At 33.6% G+C, this 25,243-nt stretch carries 25 protein-coding genes; 3 read left to right on the top strand and 22 right to left on the bottom strand.

The window, feature by feature from the left end; all coding sequences use genetic code 11:
• Nucleotides 1-119 precede the first annotated feature (119 nt).
• Nucleotides 120-1,649, top strand: a complete 1,530-nt coding sequence (locus EGX70_RS00690) for a helix-turn-helix domain-containing protein (RefSeq protein ID WP_000572343.1) — start codon at nt 120-122, stop codon at nt 1,647-1,649.
• 51 nt (nt 1,650-1,700) lie between these two features.
• On the opposite strand, the gene EGX70_RS00685 is transcribed toward EGX70_RS00690, so the two are convergent.
• From EGX70_RS00685 to dnaG, 18 genes are all read right to left on the bottom strand, one after another.
• Nucleotides 1,701-2,840, bottom strand: a complete 1,140-nt coding sequence (locus EGX70_RS00685; RefSeq protein ID WP_000428969.1) for a glycosyltransferase family 4 protein — start codon at nt 2,838-2,840, stop codon at nt 1,701-1,703.
• Nucleotides 2,830-3,678: a glycosyltransferase gene (locus EGX70_RS00680; protein ID WP_000875981.1), complete on the bottom strand. Its 849-nt coding sequence runs from the start codon at nt 3,676-3,678 to the stop codon at nt 2,830-2,832. The genes EGX70_RS00685 and EGX70_RS00680 overlap by 11 nt, the downstream gene beginning before the upstream one ends.
• The gene (locus tag EGX70_RS00675) at nt 3,675-5,099 is read right to left on the bottom strand and encodes an oligosaccharide flippase family protein (RefSeq protein ID WP_000771258.1); all 1,425 of its coding nucleotides are present in this window, start codon (nt 5,097-5,099) and stop codon (nt 3,675-3,677) included. The genes EGX70_RS00680 and EGX70_RS00675 overlap by 4 nt, the downstream gene beginning before the upstream one ends.
• On the bottom strand, nt 5,099-6,463 hold the full coding sequence (locus tag EGX70_RS00670; RefSeq protein WP_123947829.1) for a DUF2142 domain-containing protein: 1,365 nt from the start codon (nt 6,461-6,463) through the stop codon (nt 5,099-5,101). The genes EGX70_RS00675 and EGX70_RS00670 overlap by 1 nt, the downstream gene beginning before the upstream one ends.
• A 1-nt stretch (nt 6,464) precedes the next feature.
• A complete protein-coding gene (locus EGX70_RS00665; RefSeq protein ID WP_000241109.1) occupies nt 6,465-7,412 on the bottom strand; it encodes a glycosyltransferase in 948 nt (315 codons plus the stop codon).
• 8 nt (nt 7,413-7,420) lie between these two features.
• Nucleotides 7,421-8,356 (bottom strand): glycosyltransferase family 2 protein, encoded by a 936-nt coding sequence (locus tag EGX70_RS00660; protein ID WP_000241103.1) that lies wholly within the window; start codon nt 8,354-8,356, stop codon nt 7,421-7,423.
• 1 nt (nt 8,357) lies between these two features.
• Entirely contained in the window at nt 8,358-9,416 is a 1,059-nt protein-coding gene (locus EGX70_RS00655) for an NAD-dependent epimerase/dehydratase family protein (RefSeq protein ID WP_000972787.1), read from the bottom strand.
• Nucleotides 9,416-10,138, bottom strand: coding sequence for a 2-C-methyl-D-erythritol 4-phosphate cytidylyltransferase (locus EGX70_RS00650; RefSeq protein ID WP_000981010.1), 723 nt, complete (start codon nt 10,136-10,138; stop codon nt 9,416-9,418). Before EGX70_RS00650 ends, EGX70_RS00655 begins: the two co-directional genes overlap by 1 nt.
• Nucleotides 10,138-10,962, bottom strand: a complete 825-nt coding sequence (locus EGX70_RS00645) for a phosphorylcholine transferase LicD (RefSeq protein WP_000661823.1) — start codon at nt 10,960-10,962, stop codon at nt 10,138-10,140. Before EGX70_RS00645 ends, EGX70_RS00650 begins: the two co-directional genes overlap by 1 nt.
• A gap of 24 nt (nt 10,963-10,986) precedes the next feature.
• Entirely contained in the window at nt 10,987-12,720 is a 1,734-nt protein-coding gene (locus EGX70_RS00640; protein ID WP_000037467.1) for a SpaA isopeptide-forming pilin-related protein, read from the bottom strand.
• Complete coding sequence (locus tag EGX70_RS00635; protein WP_000050394.1) at nt 12,713-13,066, bottom strand: DUF2304 domain-containing protein; 354 nt, start codon at nt 13,064-13,066, stop codon at nt 12,713-12,715. Before EGX70_RS00635 ends, EGX70_RS00640 begins: the two co-directional genes overlap by 8 nt.
• Nucleotides 13,063-13,794, bottom strand: coding sequence for a glycosyltransferase family 2 protein (locus EGX70_RS00630; protein WP_123947827.1), 732 nt, complete (start codon nt 13,792-13,794; stop codon nt 13,063-13,065). Before EGX70_RS00630 ends, EGX70_RS00635 begins: the two co-directional genes overlap by 4 nt.
• Nucleotide 13,795: 1 nt before the next feature.
• Nucleotides 13,796-14,737 (bottom strand): glycosyltransferase family 2 protein, encoded by a 942-nt coding sequence (locus tag EGX70_RS00625; protein ID WP_000867341.1) that lies wholly within the window; start codon nt 14,735-14,737, stop codon nt 13,796-13,798.
• Nucleotides 14,727-15,881 carry a beta 1-4 rhamnosyltransferase Cps2T gene (gene cps2T / locus EGX70_RS00620; RefSeq protein WP_001154390.1) on the bottom strand — a complete coding sequence of 385 codons (1,155 nt, stop codon included), beginning with the start codon at nt 15,879-15,881 and terminating at the stop codon, nt 14,727-14,729. Before cps2T ends, EGX70_RS00625 begins: the two co-directional genes overlap by 11 nt.
• A gap of 116 nt (nt 15,882-15,997) precedes the next feature.
• On the bottom strand, nt 15,998-16,852 hold the full coding sequence (gene rfbD, locus EGX70_RS00615) for a dTDP-4-dehydrorhamnose reductase (RefSeq protein WP_000600895.1): 855 nt from the start codon (nt 16,850-16,852) through the stop codon (nt 15,998-16,000).
• Nucleotides 16,853-16,941: 89 nt separating this feature from the next.
• Nucleotides 16,942-17,283 (bottom strand): metal-sulfur cluster assembly factor, encoded by a 342-nt coding sequence (locus EGX70_RS00610; protein WP_000005645.1) that lies wholly within the window; start codon nt 17,281-17,283, stop codon nt 16,942-16,944.
• Nucleotides 17,284-17,391: 108 nt separating this feature from the next.
• Nucleotides 17,392-18,501: an RNA polymerase sigma factor RpoD gene (gene rpoD, locus EGX70_RS00605; RefSeq protein WP_000818341.1), complete on the bottom strand. Its 1,110-nt coding sequence runs from the start codon at nt 18,499-18,501 to the stop codon at nt 17,392-17,394.
• A gap of 7 nt (nt 18,502-18,508) precedes the next feature.
• On the bottom strand, nt 18,509-20,317 hold the full coding sequence (dnaG, locus tag EGX70_RS00600) for a DNA primase (RefSeq protein WP_000540257.1): 1,809 nt from the start codon (nt 20,315-20,317) through the stop codon (nt 18,509-18,511).
• Nucleotides 20,318-20,506: 189 nt separating this feature from the next.
• Between dnaG and mscL the strand changes: the two genes are divergently transcribed.
• Nucleotides 20,507-20,884 (top strand): large conductance mechanosensitive channel protein MscL, encoded by a 378-nt coding sequence (mscL, locus tag EGX70_RS00595; RefSeq protein WP_000588846.1) that lies wholly within the window; start codon nt 20,507-20,509, stop codon nt 20,882-20,884.
• Nucleotides 20,885-20,980: 96 nt separating this feature from the next.
• Here mscL and rpsU read toward each other — a convergent pair whose 3' ends face one another.
• The 4 genes from rpsU to EGX70_RS00575 all read right to left on the bottom strand — a co-directional run bounded on the left by rpsU (nt 20,981) and on the right by EGX70_RS00575 (nt 23,970).
• The gene (gene rpsU / locus EGX70_RS00590; protein ID WP_000048058.1) at nt 20,981-21,157 is read right to left on the bottom strand and encodes a 30S ribosomal protein S21; all 177 of its coding nucleotides are present in this window, start codon (nt 21,155-21,157) and stop codon (nt 20,981-20,983) included.
• Nucleotides 21,158-21,260: 103 nt separating this feature from the next.
• Nucleotides 21,261-21,764 carry a YkgJ family cysteine cluster protein gene (locus tag EGX70_RS00585; RefSeq protein WP_000249818.1) on the bottom strand — a complete coding sequence of 168 codons (504 nt, stop codon included), beginning with the start codon at nt 21,762-21,764 and terminating at the stop codon, nt 21,261-21,263.
• Between the two features lie 82 nt (nt 21,765-21,846).
• On the bottom strand, nt 21,847-22,653 hold the full coding sequence (locus EGX70_RS00580) for a transporter substrate-binding domain-containing protein (protein WP_000037656.1): 807 nt from the start codon (nt 22,651-22,653) through the stop codon (nt 21,847-21,849).
• Nucleotides 22,654-22,977: 324 nt separating this feature from the next.
• A complete protein-coding gene (locus tag EGX70_RS00575) occupies nt 22,978-23,970 on the bottom strand; it encodes an ammonium transporter (protein ID WP_000266612.1) in 993 nt (330 codons plus the stop codon).
• A gap of 130 nt (nt 23,971-24,100) precedes the next feature.
• On the opposite strand from EGX70_RS00575, the gene EGX70_RS00570 reads away from it, so the two are divergent.
• Nucleotides 24,101-25,228, top strand: coding sequence for an NAD(P)/FAD-dependent oxidoreductase (locus EGX70_RS00570; RefSeq protein WP_000683738.1), 1,128 nt, complete (start codon nt 24,101-24,103; stop codon nt 25,226-25,228).
• Nucleotides 25,229-25,243 lie beyond the last annotated feature (15 nt).

Genomic DNA, 25,243 nt, shown 5'->3' with positions numbered 1-25,243 from the left:
ATTTGATAATCTTATTTTTTATTATCTTAGAAATATTTCAATGAGCTTAAGTAGTTGATTTTCCTTTTTTTATGTTTTAAAATATTGCTTAAAAATAATGTTTGAGAGAGTTTACTGAATTGATTGAAAATTATTTAGAAAAAGACATCCTTAATCAAATAAAACTTCTAACTTTATGCTATGATTACTACCCTTCCATTACTCTAGACAAATCATGTCATCAACTTGGTTTATCTGAACTACTTATTAGGAAATATTGTCATGATTTAACAACTTTATTTAACAGTCAACTCTCTCTGAATATCGAAAAGAGTACAATAGTCTACCAATCTAATGGTGTAACTAGAGAACAAGCTTTCAAATATATTTATCATCAATCACACGTTTTACAACTTTTAAAATTTTTGATCACGAATGATTCAGGCAGGTTACCTTTAACTTACTTTAGTGAAAAATTTGGACTATCTTGTGCAACTGCTTATCGCATACGAAAACATATTAGTCCATTACTAGAAAAACTTGGATTTCAGATTGTCAAAAATACTATTACCGGTGACGAGTATCGAATTCGCTATTTAATCGCATTTTTAAATGCTCAATTTGGTATAGAAGTTTATCCCATGTCTAAGATGGATAAATTGCTCATCAAACGATTGTTATTAGAACACTCAACTACTTTTACTGCTTCTCATTACTTCCCAAATACATTTATTTTCTTTGATACATTGTTGTCTCTATCATGGAAACGTATTAATTATAATGTAGTTGTCCCTTACTCATCCCTTTTCACTGAACTACAAAATATATTTATCTATGATACATTACAATATTGTGTCAAAAATGTTATTATAGATTCCTTTAAAATTAATTTAAAAAAAGACGATATAGACTATATTTTTCTTGCTTACCTTACTTCCCATAACTCTTTTTCTAATCCAAATTGGACTGAGAAGCGTATCGATAATGTAATAGCTATTTTCGAAAATTATCCCAAATTCCAAAAATTATTACAGCCACTCAAAGATGCTCTTCCCTTATCTGGCTCCTATCATGATGAGTTGGTAAAAGTTGCTATCTTTTTTTTCCGAACATTTATTTTAGGATTAAATCAATTAATCCCTGAAACAATTTCATTTCCTTCATGGAACTATCATAGACATGATAAATTAACTACTATTCTCCGACCGATAATTACAAATTGGTTAAGTAAAATTGGAGAATACACGTTTAAAGAACAACATTTTCTTCTCCTTTGTACTCATCTAGAAAGAATCATCAAAAATCATATTCCTCCGATACAGATAGCCGTACTAACTACAGACTTTATTAATAACCAAATTTTAACAGAATGCTTATTACAGAGATTTTCTTCTAAAAAGATTCATTTCCACCCTTACTATTTATTAACTGATGATCTTTCCAATATTACTAATCTTAATCCAGACATTATTATTACCAATAAAAAGCTTTCTCCCTTTATCAAACATGAGATTTCTTCAGAGAGTTTAATTACATATATTGATCTGATTAATACTTCAGACCAAATCAATCAAATCCAAAAAATTATTTCATCAATACAGGAAGAAAAATATTGCAAACTTTTTGCAAAAACTAATGAAATAACTAATCGTAGCTCCTATAACTCTTAAAAATTAACATTAAAAAGCTAGAGCATTGTGTAATGCTCTAGCTTTTTAATGTTAATTTTTTTGAATAATATAATCCAACTTTTCAACTGTTTTTTCCCATGTGAAATGTTCTTTAATTCTTTTAGCAATATTCTGTTGTAGTTTCTCTCTTAATGCCTTATCTTTTACTAATAAATCAAGAGATTCATGGAGTGACTGAGTATTTTCTTCCATGATGATTCCTAACTCAGGGCTATCAATAACTTCAACTGTTCCACCGCGATCTGTTGCAATAATAGCACTTGAAAGTAGACCAGCTTCTAAAATAGAGGTTGGTAATCCCTCTGGATACATTGAAGGGTAAACAAAGATATCAGTCTGTGCCATTAAAGACATAGTCTGTTCAAAGTTTAATTTCCCCAAAAAGTTAATCTGTTTGGACTGATATTTCTCTTTCAAATGTGCTAATTCAGGTCCGTCTCCTGCAATCTGTAAATAAACATTTTCAGAGTACTGTGACATCGAAAATGCTTCTAAGAGCAATTCAATGCCTTTTTCTTTAATAATTCTACCAGCATAAGTGATGAAAATATCATCAGCAGATTTTTCAAGGTAAGCCGTACCAGCAAAATCAGAGCCTAGACTTTCAGATACCGAATTATAAATAACTCCTTTAGCTTCTATATTAAAATGTTTTAACCATTCAACGCTTCTCTTGGATACCGCATAAAAATCTGGACGATAATGCTTAACACGCGCTGTGAGAAGATGTTCATAGATAGCTCCAAAGAAATCTAAAAAACGATTATTGACAGAAAAATGACTTGACCCATGGTCTAAAACAATACTAGGTAAATGGTGATTCTTTGCAAAAGATAGCCCTTCTAGCGTTGTTAACTGAAAACGTGTATTACAAATCACAAAATCAATATTTTCATCTGAAACATATTTCATCAGCGTGTTGTATTCTCGATTTTTGTTAATAATAGGATAGCGCTGCTTGACAATATTTTTGGTCGGTAAACGGTAAATTTTTCTACCCTTGTCTTCATCTATAATCGGTAAATCACCATGATTAGTTGTTACAATAACAACACGGTAGCCACGCTTAACCAAATCTGCTGTCATTTTATCTGTATAACGTTCAATACCTCCGAGGAAGGGTAGATAATATCCTGAGAAAACAGCAACTGTTTTTACCTTATTTTCCATATTTATCCACTTTCATCAATAAGCCATCTTTTAAGCCTTTAATCATAGCAACTATTTTTTTGCTCTTTTGCTCTTCTGCTACCAACACTCGAACAAATTCATTTCGCATAAATACTAAATATTTGTATCGCTTCTTCTTACCATATTTTTTTATAATATAGATCGCATTGCGTATCATGTAATATTTTCGAAATGGTGAATGATTCAATACATGAAAAACATGGCCAAATTTTTTAACTCGTGAAGAGTGTCCAATTTCGTGTAACAGACCAATAAAATTAACCTGATAAGTCTTATATCCCATCTCTGACAGACGATAATTCATTTCAGAGTCAACAAAATCAATAAACATCTCTTCTGCAAAGCCAGATGTTTCTTCGAAAACGCTCGTTTTCATTAAAGCAGCCGAAGTAATACACTCTTCAATTTCTTTATAGTCAAATTCTTGCATCACTAAATTTTCACGGTTCATATCTTGATACAAACAAGATAACATACCGACCTTAGGTAAATGAAGGTAATTTTCATAATTATCTATCAAATCACCTAGGACAACCGAATCTTGATCTAAAGTCAAGAACCAATCAAATTCTTGTGCTACTGCAAATTGACCAATACAGTTCAAAGCATATGCAATTCCTTTATTTTCTGTTAAATAATCAACAGTTAGGTGCCCCTCTTCATTATAATCGGCCACTAATTGAGAAATTTCCTCCTTATTTTTCGAGCCATTATCTACGATGTAGATATGGCTTACTTGAGGATAAATTGCTCGAATGTTCTGATCTAAGCGTTCAATATTGGGGTTAAAGGTGACAATACCCGCTAAATATTTCATGTTCTATGCTCTTTTCTAAAATCTCTAAATAACTGAATGACTGGTGCTTTGGTTATAAAAACGATACCGACATAGATAGTTACTGCTACTAAACTTTGAATGACATAATTTACCAATGATACTGACATTTGAGTATTGATATAATAGAGTACAGCTCCACTAAGAGTAGCAGCAATTAAATAGCGCAGCATTCCTCTTGTTAATTCTTTAAAAGTAAATACATCTCTTAAAGAGATAGCTTGATATAGAGAGACAATAAATTCAGTAATAACTGTAGAGATAATAGCTCCCATAGCACCTAAAATTGGTATTAAAAGTATATTAAGCACAACATTTGCCACAAGTCCAATAACTGCAGACATTGTGTAAGCTTTTGTACGTCTTGAAGCCAGTAGATACTGTGTCCCTAAAGCGTTACCATAAGAAATGCAAATGATCATCAAAGACTCAACAGCCATTAGCGGACCGACAACTTCATACCCTTTCCCAAAAAAGAAGACAGCAAATGTCGACGAAACTCCTACCACTCCCGCAATCATTAACATTGAGATAGCATTGCTTAAATCAACAAGTTTCAAAAGTAAAGCCTTGGCTTGCTTTTCTTTTCCTGAAGAAAATAGACTGGAGAGCCTTGGCAAGAAAACTCCTCCGATTGCTGAAACAATGGTAAATAAAATACGAATAATTTTATCAGATTGATCAAAATATCCAGCACTGACCACACTATCCATTGCTCCCAGCATACTCTTGTTAAGAGAGAGATAAATCTGCATGGTGATTTGGGGTAAAAATAACATTAAAGTTGGTCTTAGATGTACTAAGACATCTAATCTACTAAATGGTATCTTGATGATTTCATGCTTTAAATGATGCCAGACTGTTAAATTTCCGAGTAATGATGCAAATGCAATTAAAAACATATAAAGTGCTAGGTCATCTGGCGTCTTCACAACTAAGAAGGTCAAAACAACTGTAATAAGCTTAACAATGGTATTACGAATGACAATTATCTTAAAGTCTTCAACTCCAATAAAATACCACGAAATATCAGTTGCAGTCGCTAATAAATTAATACCTTGAATTAAATAGAATAATTGCCATTCGTTTGTCAGTAAGACAAATCCAAAGAATAATAACGTTGCTATAGATACAGAGGCAAGTTTTAATACAACTAATTCCCAAAATATCTTACTTCTCTTATACTTATTTGACTGCACAAAAGCTATCTCACGATTACCGTACAAAGATATCCCTAAAGCACCAAATAAAGTAAAGTACATGACAATGGAGCTCGTATAGGCATTAATACCGATGCCTTGAGGAGATAGTACACGGGAAACATAAGGAACTGTTACTAAAGGTAACAACAAAGTCAATAACTGGTATGAGGTATTATAAAACATATTTTTCAAAAGTTTCATTAGTTTCTCCTCATAATTAAACTAATAACAGTATCAAATAACAATAAGGCATTTGATACAATTACCAAGCCAGTTAACGCATACGGCACCACTTTCCTTCCTGCCTCATTTAGACGCGCTGGAATACTTGATGCAAAAACTTGTACCAAAAGCAATGTAACAGTAAAGTAACGTCCTTGAACTCCTTCAATGTAGCTTGTTGGCGCTCCACGATATTCTAACATGATAAAAAAGACACCAAGAATTCCCACAAAGAAACTAGCTAAGAAAAGAAATCCCATATTTTTTGACTTAACAAATTTTTCTTCAGAAAACCATACTAGAAAGACCATGAGATACCATACTGATGATACCCAAGTGGGAATAAAATTCTGACTTGGATATGGAGAGGCAAGCCAGGAAGTAATGTCATTACTTAAAATATTGATACCAGCATAATTATAGCCAAATGTCATTACATAACGTCTTAAAACAGCAAGGACACCACCATGTCTTGCGGTCAGAACATAAACTATAGCAAGTGACAAAAAGGTTAGACATAGCCAAAATAGCTTTTTAGATTTAAGACCTTGAAATAAATGTGATAGCTTCTGATTATAGCCCATTAATTTAGGATTGTTAACCTGCAATAATACCGGTATTACTAGCAATAAAAACAGCCAGTAATTCTGCTTACATGCAACAATGACTAAAAGAATCAATCCTATAAGAGCAATACTAAGATTTTTAGTCAACGATTTATCAACTAAAAGATTTATCAAAAGCGATAAAAATGCTCCAAATACAATATATCCAGTCGAGTCATAAGATAGACTAGCAAATGAATTTAGAACTACGGGACTGAGGAAAATAGCAAAGTAGATTAACTTTCCTTTTTTCACATACCGGATAATGAGGGCAACCAAGGTGATTGAGACAAAGGAACTAAATAACCTTGCTACTGTAATCATTACCCCCATAGAAGGATACACAAATTTGCCTAAAAATAAGCCAACTGCTGGCACAAGATGACCCCAAAAAACAAAGTTATGTTTAGAATAGTTTATCTCACGAGGCAAATGATTACCATCAACAAAATTGGCTTTATTTAAATAGTATTTTTCAAATCTAGTACCATCTCTATAGGAGGTCGATTGTCGTCTCATACCTGAATCAATATTATATTCTCCATAGTAAGAAGTATCAATAATGTTATTTGAAATACGACCAGACACAGCTAAATGGTATTGTCCATCAGGTTCATTGAAAAATGGCATTAATAGGCTCAATACAATAGTAATCGTTAAGCCTAATATAAAATATGTTTTATGCAAGTTCTTGTCTAGAAAAACCTTTTCAAATAGACGAACTTTTTTGAGGTTCATATTAACTCCTTTTTATATCTTTTAATAAAAACACCAAGTCACGAATGCGATTTGAAAAGCTATCATAGAACCGTTTTTTAGTCATCATTTGTTTAAGTATTGCTACAAAATCTTTATTTTGAGCATTTTTATAACGTTGCTGATTAAAATCCAGATAAGCTTTAGCTTCCCTTAATTGACTAGAGCTACTTTTTTCTAAAAATGGTACAAGGATGATATAGTAACTCAAAACAAAATACAGTTCTTGTAAATGCCTTTCGTAACTTGAGCTCATATTCAAGATATTCCCACTTGCATTCTCAGCATGTCGCTTATGTTCACCAACACTTCTGTTTAAATTGTAACCTGAACCAATGACACCAGATATCCCTGCAAAAAGATTATCATGTGACAAAATTAAATTATCACTGTAAAAAGTCATTACTTGATCAACAAACGACTTGCGTAAACAAAAAGTCCAACCTTGACGATAGTTATGATATGAAAAGTCTAATGGATACTTAGAAATTGTTTCCTCACCATTGAACTTAAAATTATTGGGAATAGTAGCCTCTTCTGATAACTTTTTGATATCAATATCGGCACTAAGAAGGTTTATATCTTGGCGTTCTTCCATAATATCAACTTGCATCTTATTTTTATGATGATACCATGTGTCATCTTGATCACTAAAAAATAAATAATCTACAGAAAGACGCTTAGCGTCTAAAAGCAACTGACGAAAATTCAAACGCCAACCTAAATTTTTATCATTACTAGTTATTGACCAACCATCTAAACGGTGCTCTTTTATATAGTCTTCAACCACCTTTACAGTATCATCAGTAGAGCCATCGTCCCTCATTAAGACATAGTCTGGTCTCAACGTTTGATTTCTAATTGAATCTAGCTGATCATGGATGAAACCTTGACCATTATATGTTGCCATCAAAACTGCTGTTTTTACCATATTATTCCTTACTTTTTAAACGCAAATAATAAATCTCTCATGCGTCCACTATTAGAGTTATAGAGTCGCCAATTTTTAATCACAAAAGCACTATTATGAATTAATGACAATTTAGAAGCTTCCAATCTTTCTTTTTCAAAGGCTAAGCGTTGATTTAAAGCGACATCATTTTGATATTTGTTGACAACCTTCTGCATGGTTTCGTAAAAATCAACAAATGTTTTTAATCCTGTGATATGTTGTGTTTTAGGCGACTTCCAATTCAAAACAAATTTGCTATTACCACTTGCGTTTCCTCCATATCGAATATGAACTCCTACGCTTTCGTTAAGGTTATAACCATTTCCAATAATACTGGCAGTTGTCTCGATAAGGTTATCGTGCGAAATATTAGCTCCAAAAGTCCAATTATCAGCGATAGCTTGCGCAAAATCTCTCTTCATAGCAATGGTCCATCCAGGACGGAAAGTTTGATAATCATATACTTTAGGATACTGACTGATTCTATCACTAGAAGAAAAAGTTAGAAAATGTGGAACACTGGCTTCTGTAGACATCGTTTTGATATCGACGTCTGCACTCAAAACCTCAATTTGAGGATTATCTGACATAATGGCAAACTGTCGTTCGTTTTTATCAAGATACCAAATATCATCTTGATCACTAAAAAAGACATAGTCAACCTCATAGGCTAACACATCAATAAGTAATTGACGAAAATTTAAACGCCAGCCTAAGTTTTTGTCGTTTTTAACAATTTTCCAGCCTTCTAACCCATATTTTGCGATATAGTTATTGACGACATTGACTGTTTCATCCGTTGAACAATCATCCCTCAATAATACATAATCTGGTTTTAATGTCTGTTGGCGAATTGAATCAAGTTGTTCAGATATAAATTTTTCGCCATTGTATGTCGCCATTAAAACTGCTGTCTTTACCATATTACTCCTCAAATGCTTGTACTGTTTTTAATATTCCAGATTCAAGAGAAACTTCTCGCTTCCATCCCAACGCTTCTAATTTGGCCATAGTGAGACGTGTTCTCCCCATTTTGCTATAACCTGCACTCATAGTTTTAGGAATATCAAATACTACTGAAATATTTTTATCAGAAAAGAGATCAACTAACTTTTGTGCCAAATCCTTAATCATAATGGGTTGATCTTCATTTGCTACATTGTAAGCTTGACCAACTTCACCATTTAATAAAATAGTAAATAACCCTGATACAGCATCTGCTAAATAACAGAAAGCACGCTCTGCTGTACCACTACTTTTTAAAACGATATCTTTGCCATCAATGACATTCGATAAAAGATCATTCATAATACGACCATCGTTACCGAGCTCCATACCAGGACCAAATGAATGTGCAATACGAGCAATAGTAAAGGGTACCTTATATTGATCATAGTAACTTTGCAGTAGAGTTTCAGCCATGCGTTTGCTTTCTGGGTAACAAGCTCTAGTAGCTAAAATATCAAATCCACCATAAGCTTCTTCATCAATCACTTCTTTAATAGATGTTCCATATACTTCACGCGTTGATAAGAACAAGAAGTTTTCAATTGTTTTTTCCTTTGCAAAGTCTAATAAATTCAATGTACCAATTGTATTAGCTTTTATGATGCTAACAGGATTACTCAAAATAGCAGTTGGACTAGCATTGCTTGCTGCATGGATAATGTAATCCACTTTTCCATCATACTCTAGGCGTTCTTCTACATCATAAGGAATTAAGGTGAAATAATCTTTCCCAACTAAATCTGAAAATTTATCACGGGCTTTTTCAATGTTTCTAGCTGTCGCAATAATTTGCGTTTGGTAATTTCTTGTCTCATTGAGATAGGCTAGTAAAAATACCATATAACTCGCTAACATACTATTAGAACCACTTATTAAAACGGCTTTATTAGCAAGTCTTTCCCAATTAATATAATTTTGGTCACTAATAAGTGCTAAATCTTCTTGTACAATTTTATTACTAAATTTAATCATCATTACATCCCATAAATTTGTTCATTTTCTCTAGCATCATACAAAGCTTTAAACATATAAAAATCATCTGGTGTTGTTATCTTGATATTTTCATATGGTCCCTCAACAATAGTGAGTTCACGATTGTACATACCCATCAAAGTACTAGAATCAATTGCATCAGTAATCCCTTTGCTAATGGCATCACGTTCAATAGAAAGGATATCTGATAGATAAAAACTTTGTGGCGCTTTAGCAATGAAGGAACGAGTACGATCAACAACTTCAGATATTTTAGAAGAATCATTGACTAGAACAACTGTCTCTTTAGCACGAACTGAAGTTACCGCACTTCCTGTTTCTTTTACTGACTGTATATTAGCATTAATGACTTCTTCATTAATCAATGGACGTACTCCGTCATGAATTAAAACAACGGCATCATCTGTAGCCAGCTGTTCAGCGGCTTCAAGCCCCTTAAAAATTGACATTTGGCCAGTTTCTCCACCTGCAACAACTGCTTTTACTTTCGTAAGGTTGAAACGCTCTACCAGATTATTCATATAATCTAGCCAGTCTGATACACAGACAACTACTACAGCATCAATAGCTTCTGTATTTTGGAAAATATCAATTGTATGCACAATAATGGGTTTACCATGCACTTCTAGGAATTGCTTTGGTTTACCTTTGGTATTCATGCGACGACCAACACCACCTGCAAAAATAACTCCAATATTCATCATTAACCTTCTTTCCAGTACCAAGTGTAATAACTATGACTTTCTCTCTTACTTTCTGGAGGTAATTCCATATAACTACCCCCATATAATTGATTCAGATAAGCATGCTCATTTTTAATTTTTCGAGTTTTAATGTTTTCAAACATAACATCTTCATACTCAGAAAAAATTTCTCTTGGAAAATATTCTTTCAAGCGATATCTTGAATCGGTATAACCCATGTAAGGAACCTCTTGATTATTATATGTTTCCATCACTTGATCAACAATTTCAGCACGTTTTTTAGCTTGGCCGTGATAAGCGATGAATCGGGGTAGCCCCAAAATTAGCCTTGCATTTGCATAAAGCTTTCGGGAACCGCTAGCAAAATTGGGGTAAGTCGTACACATCAAATTTGCAGCAGCAGAGTGAACTTTTTTAAAGAATCTTTGACGTTCTTCTGCACTCTCTGGTAATCGGTCAAGTGGGAAGATATCAATAAAAATCCCTGTCCAAGGATGAATTCTATCTGTTTTACTTAAGTACATTGACTTTGTGTGATACAGCTTGGCAAATGGCCATAGATTTTTTTCAACAGAATGATGTAGCAATTTAAAATCGCTATTATTAGCATCAGCTAATGCTTTCATCAAACGCTCATACTGGCTTCTTTCTAGCATCAAATCGATATCGTCATCCCATGGAATGAATCCTTTATGTCTCATTGCTCCCAGTAGGCTGCCTCCGCCTAAAGAATATTCAATTTTATTATCACGCGCAACTTTATCAATATAAGCTAACATTTCAAGTTGAACTTCTCTTATTTCTGAGACCGTCATTTCTTTCATAATTACCTCTGTCTAACAGTTAACTCACATTCTTTTAAATACAAATCTTATAGCTGTAATATAGAAAATAAATAAAGCTACCGCAAAAAGAATCACTAGGGTCATGGGTTTAAAAGTTTTCTTTGTTTTTTGACCTTTTGGAGTGTTTGCAAGTGCATTGTATTCTTGTTTGTTGTACTGCATGTCCATTATATAACCATTTATATTATAGTTACCAAACTGTGCTTTAGAAACACTATCTTTATTTACTGTAAAATAAAATGGTTTATTGCTTTGTAAGTAGCCTTTTGGAGATTTTGTCTGTATTAAGAAATACTTATACTTATTAGACAAACCTCGTAATTTAAATAATGATTGGTTACTTTTCACTTGTTTTTTATAGTTATAAGCCCATAACCTAGGATTCAAGTCTATGTCATTTGAATAACCATCAATACCTATAATGTTATTTCCTCTAATATGGTAAGCATTTTGGTTAAGATATTCTTTATTTAAACTCTTAATCGTTTTTTGAGTATTTATCCAAGAGCCATTAGGTTGGTATAGAAATACTTTTTTATCTGCACTCAATCTTCCTAAAATATACTCTGAACCTTGCAATAATCTATTTTGATTGTCGTCATACATGGCAAAATTTATACCATAACTGCTCAAACTAGGTGTCTTTATATAGCCTTTAGAATCCTCGACAAAAATCCCTTGATCTTGCTTTTGATTATCAACAGAAATTAGACTCCGTTTAGTCTCTATGACGCCTTTCTTTTCCTGAGCAACAGACAAATTATAATCTCTTTTTGAAGCAACATGTCCTGTAATCTCTAACTCTTTAATATTAGCATTTGTCAAATCAAAATCTAACTTATCAATAGAGTGAAGCTTATACAGGCTATTTTGTAATAATTCTTTTTGCTCTGTTTCATCACCACTACTATTTAAAACAATTTTATCACCATCGACACTAATACTGCTATCTATTGGATACAAACGTCCCTCTTTACCTTCTTCCGCAATAATAGGCGCTTGAGAAAGTCGGTAATTGTAATTAGTACTATCTACTACAAAATTAGGGCTAACTCTGACAGTCAGCTGCTTTGAATAAATTGGAATCCTATAAGTAACACGTTTACCGTATTCAACTCCTATAGTATCTCTTTTTTTGTTATTAACAGTTACTCGAGGATTATCTACTCTGGTATTACCAAGATAAATCGTTTCGTTTTTCTGAATATTTTTCAACACATATTCTTGAGTTTCTGCACTGTTTTCAAAAGCAGTTAAACCAACTGGAATATTACCAATTGCTTTTCCTTTGTTATTTGTGAACTTATAACGTTTATTTTCTGGATTATATAAAACACTTGGCTCTTCTAAGCCATTCATGTAAATTAAATAATCTTTATTCTTTTCAAGCAGTAACCTTACAATAGCAATAGCATCCTGTCTAGTATTTTTTATACCAGAACCAAATCTATAGTTATTATCCATAAGGACTTTTTTACCACTAACTTGGTACTTCCGCTTGATACTATCAAAAGTATAGTGTGTAAAGTCTTTGCTCTCAAACTCCCCTGTCCTCACTTTATCCAATGCTGTTTGTAAATGAATAGCATTAATCTGAACACTGTATTGCGGGGTATTATTATGATAATAATAAGCTGTAATATCTACTTTTTTATCTGTTTTTACTTTTTTATTATTTTGGCAACCTACTAAAAAAAGCATGAAAAACAGACAAATAAAAATATGTTTTTTACTCATCTAAAGTGCTATCCTCTATCTCTTTTTTCAACAAAGAAACCTCTTGAATCAGGCGTTTAATTTGCTCATCTCTTTTGGTATTGCTGCTAGTATCAAATAATTCTAAACAAAACAGAAATAAAATAGCGCCAAATAACAAGAAATTCATCGTTAAAGCGAATCCAAGGTGATGAGCGATAAATGAGACCACCCCAGGAAATACACTAATAAAGACTAGAATTAAACCAACTAATAGCCAAGGTAAAGAACGTTTAACAGAAAATGTGTTTTTATTAACCATTCTTATAATCATATAAAGTAGGACAATGGCTAAAATAAACATTTCGATTTGTAATGCTAAACTCATTTATCATCCTCCTTAATAAACCCTGCAATAATAATTGACGTTAAAACATCCGTCATATAAAAAATCGATTTTAGGGAACTTATACTTGAAGTACCTGCCTCACGTTCAAACATATTAGCTGTGACTTCCTTCAAACGATAGCCTTTTTCCAAAATCCGAGCAGTTGATTCAGGCTCTGGGTATTGTACTGGATAATGACACGATAAATAAGCTATTAGCGCCGCGTTAGCTGCCCTATAACCACTTGTTGTATCATAGACTTTGTGTCCCGTCGTTAATTTTATAGCAGCAGATATTAAATTTATGCCAAGACGCCTCATTGCTGTCGATTGAAAATTTTGATGTTTTTTATCAACAAAGCGAGAACCAATAACAAAATCTGCCTCGTCATTTAAGATTGGCATAACAACATCTTCAATGCTTCTAATATCATGTTGACCATCACCATCAAATTGAACGGCAACATCGTAATGATTACGATTAGCGTATAAGTATCCTGTCTGCACACAGCCACCAATACCTAGATTTTGAACAAGATCAATATGATTTAAACCCAATCTATCTAATAACTCTGGAGTACCATCGGTTGACCCATCGTTAATAACAATATAATCCAGCTCAAAAGGTAGCGAGCGAGACGCCTTAAAATCTACAATCGTCTGGACTGTCTTTGCAATACTACCTTCTTCATTATAAGCAGGTATCACTAGTAAAATTTTTTTCATCATCTTATCTCTTATTGTAATAATTTGTTGCAATCAACCATTTAAACACAACTTGATGCTTAAATTGATTTTTGCTATAACCATATTTCCATAACCACCTTAATCTTGTCATAAAAGGCTGTTTGTCAATTTTTATAAAACATTTAATGAGCTCAAGATCAGTAACTGTCATAATATCACCATACTTATCAACAATTAAGGAAGCTTGCTTTTGTGAGTCATGGATAAGTTTCCAATACCTTGTAAATATAGATTTAGGACCTTCACGAAGTATCTTAAACCTCTTATCCATTGTCCTCGCTCCCAAAACATTATTGTCATGTTGACGGTATAGTTGAGTTGGTAAATCCAAATAAATGATTTCTCCTAAACTTGCTGCTAAGAGTGCTAAAAACCAATCATGCATTAAGATATCATTAGGAGTAAACCACTTCTCAGCTAATGCATGATTTATCATCATAGTCCCACCAGTAACAGTATTCTCAGTTAGTTCTGGTAATAATGTCGTATTGGCATGGTGCGATTGAGCCCGAATCATGCTGTCTTGTAAAATATTTAATTCTTGATTAACAACTTTCAAATCAGTATAAACAAGTAATGGTACATCAGATGCTTTATGCTTTGCTGCCTCTAAACTTACAGATAACTTTTCTGGCAACCATACATCATCTTGATCACTAAAAAAATAGAAATCTGCAACTTCGTAATTAACTAGCGTAAAAAATGATTTAATAACTCCTAAATTATGGTGCTCATTTTCATTAATGAAACGAATTCGAGAATCTTTAGCAGTAAAGTTTCTAATAATATCACATGTCTTGTCACTTGAACCATCATCTCTGATTAGGAGGTTCCACTCTTTAAAGGTTTGCTTTTGGATACTTTCGATTTGCTGCGCCAGAAACTTCTCTCCATTGTAGGTGGCCATTAAAATATTAACTTTCATTTAAAAACAAATCCTCATATTCTTCAACAATTTTTTTCCAAGTGTAGTTTTCTTGAATAATGGCTTTTGCTCGATCACCGTAAGTAGATAAATCCTGTTGTTGATCACTATCGTTAATAAGCTTAGCTAAATTCCCCTCTTTTTTAGTCCAGTAAAAACTTGAAAGACCTGCTACTGATTTGTTGAAATCAACATCTAGAACAAGATTCAAATCAGTATTAGCTAAAGCCTCAAGCAGTCCTGGATTAGTACCCCCAACTTCATGCCCATGAATATAAGCAAAGGCTTTTTGACGAACATAATCCAGCAAATCTTTTTCATAGAGCGTACCTACAAACTTAACCCTTTTATCTTGTTGAAGGTTTGTCTTTAAGGACAACTTTTCAAAGTAGGGGTTATTTTGATGGTTACAGATAATAACTAAATCACGCTTAGTATCTGAAGCCATGAACTCCCTAATAGCCGTTTCATAATTGTTTTCAGGGACAAATCGACCAACGATTAGATAGTAACCCTTAGACTTAATATTCCATTTTTTAAACAACTGTTTGACACGTGGATCATCTGACGATAATTTCCTAGAATTAATCTCTGTACCGTAAGCAATGAACCTTGTCTTCACATTAGAGTAGGTAGTTTGAATGTAATTTTCAATACCAATATTATCAGAAATAATTAGGTCTGCATTTTTAGTCATACATTTTTCGGCGTATTTTAAATAACGCTGTATGGGACGAGACCACTTTGATCGCTTCCACTCTAAACCATCCGGATTAACATACAATAAGCCACCGACTTTATGTATTTTATTGGCAAAATGCCAAATAAATGCACCAATTGTATTTCCTAAAATATAAAAAATAGGCTCTTTTAAATCATGTGTCTTAACCAAGTCAAGGGCATAATTAATGGCCATAATATCATAAGCAATCACGCGTGCTGGCCCTAATTGGGGAGGATTTATAGTAAAACAATCAGCGTCAGCAAAGTTAAAATGAGTATGATGTTCTTTATCACTAAGGCATGCAACATGGTATTTTATGTCGGAACTTTTTTGATGATTAATCAATTCTGAAACGAAAGTTTCAAAACCACCGTAACGAGCTGGCAACCCTCTACTTCCTATAATGAAAACATCTTGCATCATCTTCTCCATTCTAGCTAAACAATCCATACAATTATACCATAAATTAGAAAAGTTAGCTAAAAAGAGCAGTAAGCTAAAAGGATTCTCTAGCCTTACTACTCTTTGTTTTGATCTTATTTTTTAACTTCCTGCTTGTAGAACTCTTTTAAAGCATCTTGCCAAGTAGGAATCACAAATCCTGTTGCTTTCGCTTTTTCCAAACTCATAGTTGAATTTAAAGGACGTTTTGCTTTTGCTGGGAATTGACTAGAATCAACAGGCTTTACCTCCACATCTGTGTCTTTTAAGATTTCAACCGCAAAATCATACCATGTTGTATCTTCTTTAGCATCATTTGATAAATGATAGTAACCAAAATCTTTTTGATTTTCAGCTAAATAAGTCATAAACTCAGCCAAAGTACGTGTCCATGTTGGTCGTCCATGTTGGTCGTTAACAACAGTTAGAGTTTTGTGTGTTTTTGCAAGGTTTTGCATCGTAAAGACAAAGTTTTTACCATAGTTACCAAATACCCACGCTGTGCGAATGGTATAGAATTTTGAAGCATATTTTTCAACTAACTCTTCACCCATACGTTTTGTACGACCGTACTCTGTTTTGGGATCAGGTAGATCATCTACTTCCCATTCTTGCCCCACTGGTTTTTCACCATCAAACACATAGTCCGTCGAAATGTAAACAAGTGTTGCATCATGTTTAGCAGCAGCCTTAGCGACATTCTCTGTACCAGTGACATTGATTGCAAAGTCTAGCTCTTTTCCTTCATCTTCTGCCGCATCAACAGCTGTGTAAGCTGCACAATGGTAAACTAAAGATGGCTTCACCTCTTCAAAGACTTTGTCCACCATCTCGGCATTTGTAATATCCATTTCAGCTACATCAACAGCAACATACTCTTGAGTTCGTTCGTCTAAAAGGTGACGTAATTCACTACCTAATTGCCCGTTTGCCCCTGTAATTAAAATCATTCCTTGCTCCTTTAAAAATAAGTTTAACTTTTAATTCTTCGTTTATTGTACACTAAAAAAGGGAATATTTCACCCCTTTACTCTTTATCTTATGAACGAATTCCCAAAGCGATACGAGCATAACGACTCATCTTATCAACAGACCAGGCTGGGTACCATACCAATTTCACCTCAGTTTCAGTTACCTCTGGGACTGTTTTCATAACATCATGGATTTGATCTGTCAATAAATCTGCTAACGGGCATCCCATGGTCGTTAAAGTCATATCAATTTCAGTTCGACCGTTATCTTCAAAGCGAATCTCATAAATTAACCCAAGGTTAACAATATCTATTCCCAATTCAGGATCGATAACCATCTCCAAAGCTTCTAGGATACGATCTTTTATTTTTCCAACTTCTTCTTCGCTATATCGTTTTACTTCTGACATTATAATACCTCTCTGAAAATATTAATACCGTCTTTAAGATAACTCCTTTGCAAATCATTTTTATTAGAAACTAAACTTCCTATTCTAAAAACGATTATCGAGAAGCAATCAATCTTCCATGAAATCTTTAAGTTGCTTGCTACGACTAGGATGGCGAAGTTTTCTAAGGGCTTTAGCTTCAATCTGACGAATGCGCTCACGGGTAACATTAAATACTTTACCTACGTCCTCTAACGTACGCATTTTACCATCGTCAAGACCAAAGCGTAAACGAAGAACATTCTCTTCACGGTCAGTAAGAGTATCTAAAACCTCATCTAATTGCTCACGAAGAACAACACGTGTAGTATAATCTACTGGATTTTCAATAACTTCGTCTTCAATGAAATCACCCAAATGGCTATCATCTTCCTCACCTATTGGCGTTTCTAGCGATACCGGCTCTTGAGCAATTTTTAGGATTTCACGTACTTTATCTGGTGTCATATCCATGCGTTCTGCGATTTGCTCAGGAGTTGGATCTTGACCAAGTTCTTGAAGAAGATTACGTTGTTCACGGACCAATTTATTAATCGTTTCAACCATATGAACAGGAATACGAATCGTACGCGCTTGATCTGCAATTGCACGTGTTATAGCTTGACGAATCCACCATGTTGCATAAGTTGAAAATTTGAATCCCTTTGAATAATCAAATTTATCAACAGCTTTCATGAGCCCCATGTTACCCTCTTGAATTAAATCAAGAAATTGCATTCCACGTCCAACATAACGTTTTGCAATTGAGACAACAAGACGAAGGTTTGCTTCAGCTAAACGTTGTTTAGCCATTAAATCTCCCTCGGCAACCGCAACAGCCAATTCTTTTTCTTCTTCATTCGTTAAAAGAGGAACAACACCAATTTCCTTTAAGTACATACGTACTGGGTCATTAACTTTAGCAGAATTACTTCCTATGAGCTCTTCATCAGTCAATTCTTCAGGTTTTGGCCCTTCTACCACATACTTTGTTGAAGGATTGCCTTCTTTGTCTGTAATTGAAATTCCACCGTCTGTCAATCGTTCTAACAAATCATCAATTTGATCTGCATCTAAAACAAAAGGAATAACAAGTTTTTCTGTTACCTCATCATCAATTGCAGTACCTTGTTTTTTATGATTACGAATAAAATCCGCAACTTGAACATTAAAAGTTGTATTTCCTTTTTTCTCTGCCATAGGTTCCTCATTCCATATTTCTTTTTTGAGCAATTAAATTTTCTAATGCAGCCAAGGCTCCTTCTTGATCACCTTGATTACTAGATTGTCTAATTAACTGGCTTTGTTTTCTTAAATCACGTTCTTTCAATAAACGGTCACGTGCCTTTTCGACGGCTTCAATCTCTCCAATAGATACTTCTACAGGTAATTGTTCCTCTAAAATCATATAATAAGTACGATTAACTTTGTCACTTTCTTGTGATAAATCATAAGACGTGATCTCACCACTTTCTTTTAGCAACTCATATAAAACTTGTATTTCTGTTGTATCAAAATAAAAATTATCCCTATTACGGAATTCATTTAACAGGTAGGGATGATTCAATAATCTATGAAACAATTGCATTTCTGTTTTAGTGATAGCTGATAACTTACCTGTCTGTGGTAATTGCACTGTAGCACTTGTTTGTACTGAAGGTGAAGCTTGCTGTTGACTTCTATGATGCAATCGTTCATTATTAACCGATTGTTCTACTTGAAAATAATCAAAATCTGGCAAGAGTTCAGCCACTTTTGTAATATATGAATTTTGTGCTGTTATTGATGGAGATTTAGCAATTAATTTCGCTATTTTTTCAACATAAGCAATTTCAGATTGTAAATTATCGGTGTTTTCAGGCTTTAAGTAGTGGATATAAAACTCTGTATTACTGATGCGCCCTTTTTCTAAGAGTTGTTTAAAATCTTCTGCTGAATTTGCTTGTAGAAATTCATCAGGGTCCATTTTATTAGGTATCCTAACGATATCAACAGTCATATCTGATAGCAGTTCTAAAGACTTGTCAATTGCGTTTTGACCAGCTCTATCACCATCATAAGTCAGAACAACTTTCTTAGTAAATCTTTTAAGGTGTCTAACGTGTTCATTGGTTAAAGCGGTCCCCATAGAAGCAACAACATTCTCAATTCCTGCACGATAAGCTGCAATAACATCCATAAAGCCTTCCATTAGGTAAACTTCATGTGCTTTATTAATTACAGCACGCGCTTTATCTAAATGGTAAAGCTCGTAAGACTTATTAAAAATAGGGGTAGCACGAGAATTTTTATATTTAGCTTGTTTTCTATCAATGTCCTCTTGGGTCCAAACTCGTCCTGAAAACGCAATGACTTCACCGATATCATTAGTCAACGGAAACATGATTCTATTATTAAATGAATCGTAAAACTGATTGCTATTTTCTGAATAATTGAACAAACCAGAAGACATCAAAGTTTTTTCATCAAACTCTTTTGCCAGACGACGATATAGAAAATCCTGCCCTCCCGGCGATAATCCTATTTGAAAATGTTTAATTAAGTCCTCTGTCACTCCGCGCTCAGCAAGGTATTGTCTAGCGCGTTCACCATCATTAGTTGTCATTAAATAGGCATGGTAAAATCCCGAAGCAACTCTATGAATATCTAAAAGCGACTGATTAGCTTTAGGTTTTTTAGGAACCTGCCCCTTAAAATTAGTATCTAGAGGTATTCCTGAACGTTCAGCTAGAACTTGTACACTATCTAAAAAACTAATATGTTGGTAATCTTCCACAAATTTAAAGACATCACCAGAGCGACCACAACCAAAACAATGAAAAAACTGCCTATCTTCGATAACATTAAAAGATGGCGTTTTTTCTTTATGAAATGGGCATAAACCAAGATGATTGCGTCCTGTTTTTGTCAAACCGACAACTTCACCGATGACATCAACAATGTTAACACTGTTCTTGATTTCAGAAATTTTTTCTTTATCAATTGCCAAGTCATGACCTCCACAGAAATAACCCATTATAGTTTTACATTTGATTATATCATTTTTTCTTTTCTGTGTAAATTTTTCCAAAAGCTTTTTCAAGGATTTCTTCTTCACTAATTTAATATAAAAATTTACAGATAATTTGAAACCTATTATTTGGATTTCTCAAAAGAAATCTGCTATAATGAACGTGAATTAAATAATATTAAGGAGCTTGTTCACATGATTAAAGAACTAAAAGAATTTTTATTTAAGGGTAATGTTTTAGACCTTGCTGTTGCTGTTATTTTAGGTGCAGCTTTTAATGCTATTATCACTTCACTTGTTAAAGACGTTATTACACCGCTTATCCTTAATCCAGTATTAAAAGCTGCTGGCGTTTCAAATATTGCGCAGCTTTCATGGAACGGTGTTGCTTACGGTAATTTCTTAAGTGCAGTTATTAATTTCTTAATCGTTGGTACTACTTTATTCTTCATCGTTAAAGCTGCTAACAAGGTTATGGCTAAGAAACCTGCTGAAGAAGAAATTATTGAAGTTGTTGAACCAACACAAGAGCAATTACTTGCTGAAATCCGCGACTTACTCGCTAACAAATAATAAAAGACTCGGATTACCGAGTTTTTTTATTAACTCATAGTTATAATATATGAAAAAACAGCTCAATTCTGAACTGTTTTTTCATATTCTATCTAATTAGAATTTTTTACGTTTGCGAGCTGCTTCTGATTTACGTTTACGTTTTACAGAAGGTTTTTCGTAGAATTCACGTTTACGTGATTCTTGAAGAGTACCAGCTTTAGTCACAGAACGTTTGAAACGACGAAGTGCATCGTCAAGTGATTCGTTTTTACGTACTACTGTTTTTGACATATGTTTCACCTCCTCAAGATATTGTAACATTTTCACGTTCACTTACTAGGATACCCAAATAAAAGCAGATTGTCAATATTTTTATGATACTTTCTCTGGGTTATTATTTCCCTATACGTGATTTCAATTTTTCCACAAAAAGGTATGCCGCTGGACAAGTAAGAGTATTTTTTATCGTTAAGTTATTAATTTGATAGATTTTCTTACGATCAGTATGTGGAAATTCACGACAAGCTTTAGGTCTGACATCGTATATACTACATAAGTTATCCTCGCCTAAAAACGGACAAGGCATTGCTTTAAATACTTTATCTCCATCTTCATCTACTCCTAAAAATAAATCTTCAAAAGCCGATAACTTCATCCGGAAATGTTTAGAAATCCTAGAAATATCAGCTTCTGTAAATAGAGGACCCAAAGTTTTACAACAATTAGCACATGCTGTACAATCAATTTCTTGAAAAACCTCTTGATGTATTTGTTGGACTATTCTATCTAAGTTTTTAGGAGCTTTCTTTTTTAAACTTGCTAAAAATTTACGATGCTCGCTTTGTTTTTGGAGCGCCAAATCTTTATATTTTTCAATATTAATTGAACCCTGAACCATATATTCCTCTGCCTTTATGCTATTATTCTTAGTCAAGCCATATTATAACATCCAAAAAAGCCTATGACTAGGCTTTTTAATATTATTCAACTTGATTGCCAGTTAATTTAGCCGCATCTGAAATATAAACTTTATATTTATCTTCTTTTTCAAGTCTCTTTATCACTTTGTTAACAGTCTTCAACATTTTTCCACTGTCTTTAGGTAGAGCTACAGCCTTAGCATCCCCTTCTCCTGTTTTAAGGGCAAACTTAGCAAGAACAAGGTCTGGATTCTGGGCCAAGTAACCTTCAGCTACGGGTTTTTCTAAATCAACGGCTTCTACCTTGCCTGATTTTAACTCACTAATCGCTTCTCCCATCGCTGTCAGTGACACGACGTGAGAATTTTTGAACGATTTCTTAGAAACTCCCTCTTCAATACTTCCTTTTTGTACTGCTATTTTTTTACCTTTAAGGCTTTCGATTGAAGTATATTTTCCTAAATCAGACTTCCTAACAAGAACCGCATTTTCTGTAGTGTAATAAGGTTTGGAAAAATCATAGACTTTAGCACGCTCTTTAGTATATGATAATCCAGAAATAGCCATATCAGCCTTACCTGTTTGTAAACTTGATAAAACATTGTCAAAACTCATAGGAGATACCTCTAGTTTGACATGAAGCTCATCAGCAATAGCTTGAGCTAACTCAATATCTGCACCGACAACTTTATCTTTCCCATTAACAAGCGCTTTAAACTCAAAGGGAGCATAATCTGGACTCACCGCTAAAACTAACTTCCCTTTTTTCTCAACTTTATCTTGTAGCTGTTTGTCTGATGAACCACACGCCACCAAAGTAACGACAGATAAAAGAGATAAAATTCCTAATATTATTTTTTTTGACATAAACTATCTTCCTTTTATTATGATAGGAACAAGTATAAATCATCTTTATACATAAGTCAAGCTTTTTTGAATAAAAATTCAGTAAATTACATTGATAACTATGCTTACTGTTAGACGATTTTTAATAACAACTATAACTAATTAAAACAATCACCTTTTAAAAGTACTCCAATTCTTAAAAAATGCTAACTACCATTAATAATCAACTAACTTTCAGAACCTTGTACAGTTGCTGTCTAGTAAGAAAATGATAATAATTCTATTTAGTCACTCTCCTTGCTAAAATAATAAATAAGGTTGAGATGTACATCTCAACCTTATTTATTATTTTCTAAAAATCGCTTTAGATATGATATAGGTCATTATAATTGACAAAAGAATTGTGGTAGCTAATGCTAACAGTTGAACTGGCATATGTGATAATTTAAAGAGACCAACTCCTAAACTTCCCAACAATCCCCCAATACCATTCATTCCAAAGGAGGAAACGACATCATCAATGGCAAAAGCTTTCGCAACGTAATCCGTTACAAAGTAGGTGAAGAGGGATGCAAAGAATGTTACAGCTAATAATTGCCAAGTTAAGAGATACCCAACTCCTGCTGTACTCGTCACAAGACCAACAATAATGCCATTCAATAAGCTTCCTGTTTTCTCTTCCTCACCATTCCACTTAGCAGCCAATGTCCACGCCAAACCACCACCTATAATAGCAAATATAGTATTTAAAAGTATCATAATAGCTTGTGAATTCCACTCACCAACTGGACCCATATTAAATCCAAACCAACCAAATGTAATAAGTATCATTCCTAAAAAGAGATTATCATTTTTAATCTTATTGTGCTGATGTTCACTCTTGCCAATAACATGAGCTAAAATATACGAAGAAAGTCCTGCAGATAAATGAACGACCATTCCGCCTGAAAAATCAAGTACTCCCATCTTTGCAAAAACACCCTCTGAATTCCAAATTAAATAAGCTAAGGGCGTATACACCAAGAAAAGCCAAGAAACAACAGCTAATAAAAGTCGCTTCGTCTGAACTCTATCAATAATTGACCCAATAAGCATTACTACTGCGTAAAGGGCGAAACAAAGTTGAAATAAACAATTTACAATTTGTTTACCATCTGCTTCTTGGAATTGAAAGACAGTTTTAAAATGACCTTCAAATCCTAAAAAATAGGCACCCATGAACCAAGCTATTGTCGTTATCAAAACAGTAAGTACAAACTGATAAATAATCCTTGAAGTCAATGATTGATGTAGCGACCCAAAGTAATAGAATGCAACCCCAAAAATCATGAGCCACATCGATAAAATACATAATAGTAAAAACACAAATAGTCCTTTCTTTACAAACACTCTTTTATTTGTTAAACTGTATTATTATTAACTGGTTAAGTATTTTATCTTACACATTTATTTTTGTCAAGGAGAAGACATGAAACATTATCAAACCATAATTATCGGTGCAGGCGCTGCAGGAATCGGTTTTGGTTCTGCCATGCAACGATTAGGACTTACAAATTTTCTTATCATTGAAAAAGGGCACATTGGAGAATCTTTTTTAAGATGGCCCAGAACAACACAATTTATCACACCTTCCTTCACTACCAACGGCTTTGGTTTTCCAGATCTAAACGCTGTTATTCCAGATACTTCTCCTGCTTTCTCATTTGAAAAAGAACATCTTTCTGGAGTGGAATATGCACGCTACTTACAATTAGTTGCTGCTCATTATAATCTCCCTATCCAAAACGAAACATCTGTTCTATCTATTGATAAACGAGATAGCCTTTTTGTTATTAAAACTTCAAAGGGAGATTTTTCTGCTGATTATCTTATTATGGCAACAGGAGAATTTCAAAATCCAAATACCATTGATATTAAAGGTGCAGATCTAGGAATGCACTATGGTCAAGTTGATAATTTCCATATCAAATCTGACAATCCATTTATCATCATTGGTGGAAACGAAAGTGCTTGTGATGCACTAACACATCTAGTATATTTGGGAAATCAAGTCGAATTATATACAGATACGTTTGGTCGTAAAGAGAGCAATCCCGATCCAAGCATCTCTTTATCCCCCATAACTAAAGAACGTTTAAAACATATACAAGACCACAAAAAAGAATATTATAGTATCTCTGAAGGCAAGAAAGCCATTGAGATTAAACAAATTGGAAAACAATATCAAGTTACTTTTGATGACGGTAGTACTGCGGAGTCTTTCCATAAACCTATTCTTTCCACAGGTTTTCTAAATACCTGTCATCTCATTGACGGAATCGCTTTATTTGAATACGATAAAAATCAGTTGCCAATAGTTACTGAAGATGACGAATCTACTATCGTTAATAACTGTTTCTTAATTGGTCCAAGCTTACGACAAAGAGATACTATTTTCTGCTATATTTATAAATTCAGACAACGCTTTGTCCCTATTATTAACCATATCGCACAACGAGAAGGGATTATATTAGACGAAGATACCCTTGAATTCTTTAAAGAAAATCAAATGTACCTTGATAACCTAGCTTGTTGCGATGTCAATTGTGATTGCTAAAAAATCGCTAGCTTT

This window comes from Streptococcus sp. FDAARGOS_522, assembly GCF_003812445.1.
Lineage (GTDB): Bacteria > Bacillota > Bacilli > Lactobacillales > Streptococcaceae > Streptococcus > Streptococcus agalactiae.
Note: the sequence above shows the minus strand (reverse complement) of the source record. Positions and strands in the feature narration are given on the sequence as shown.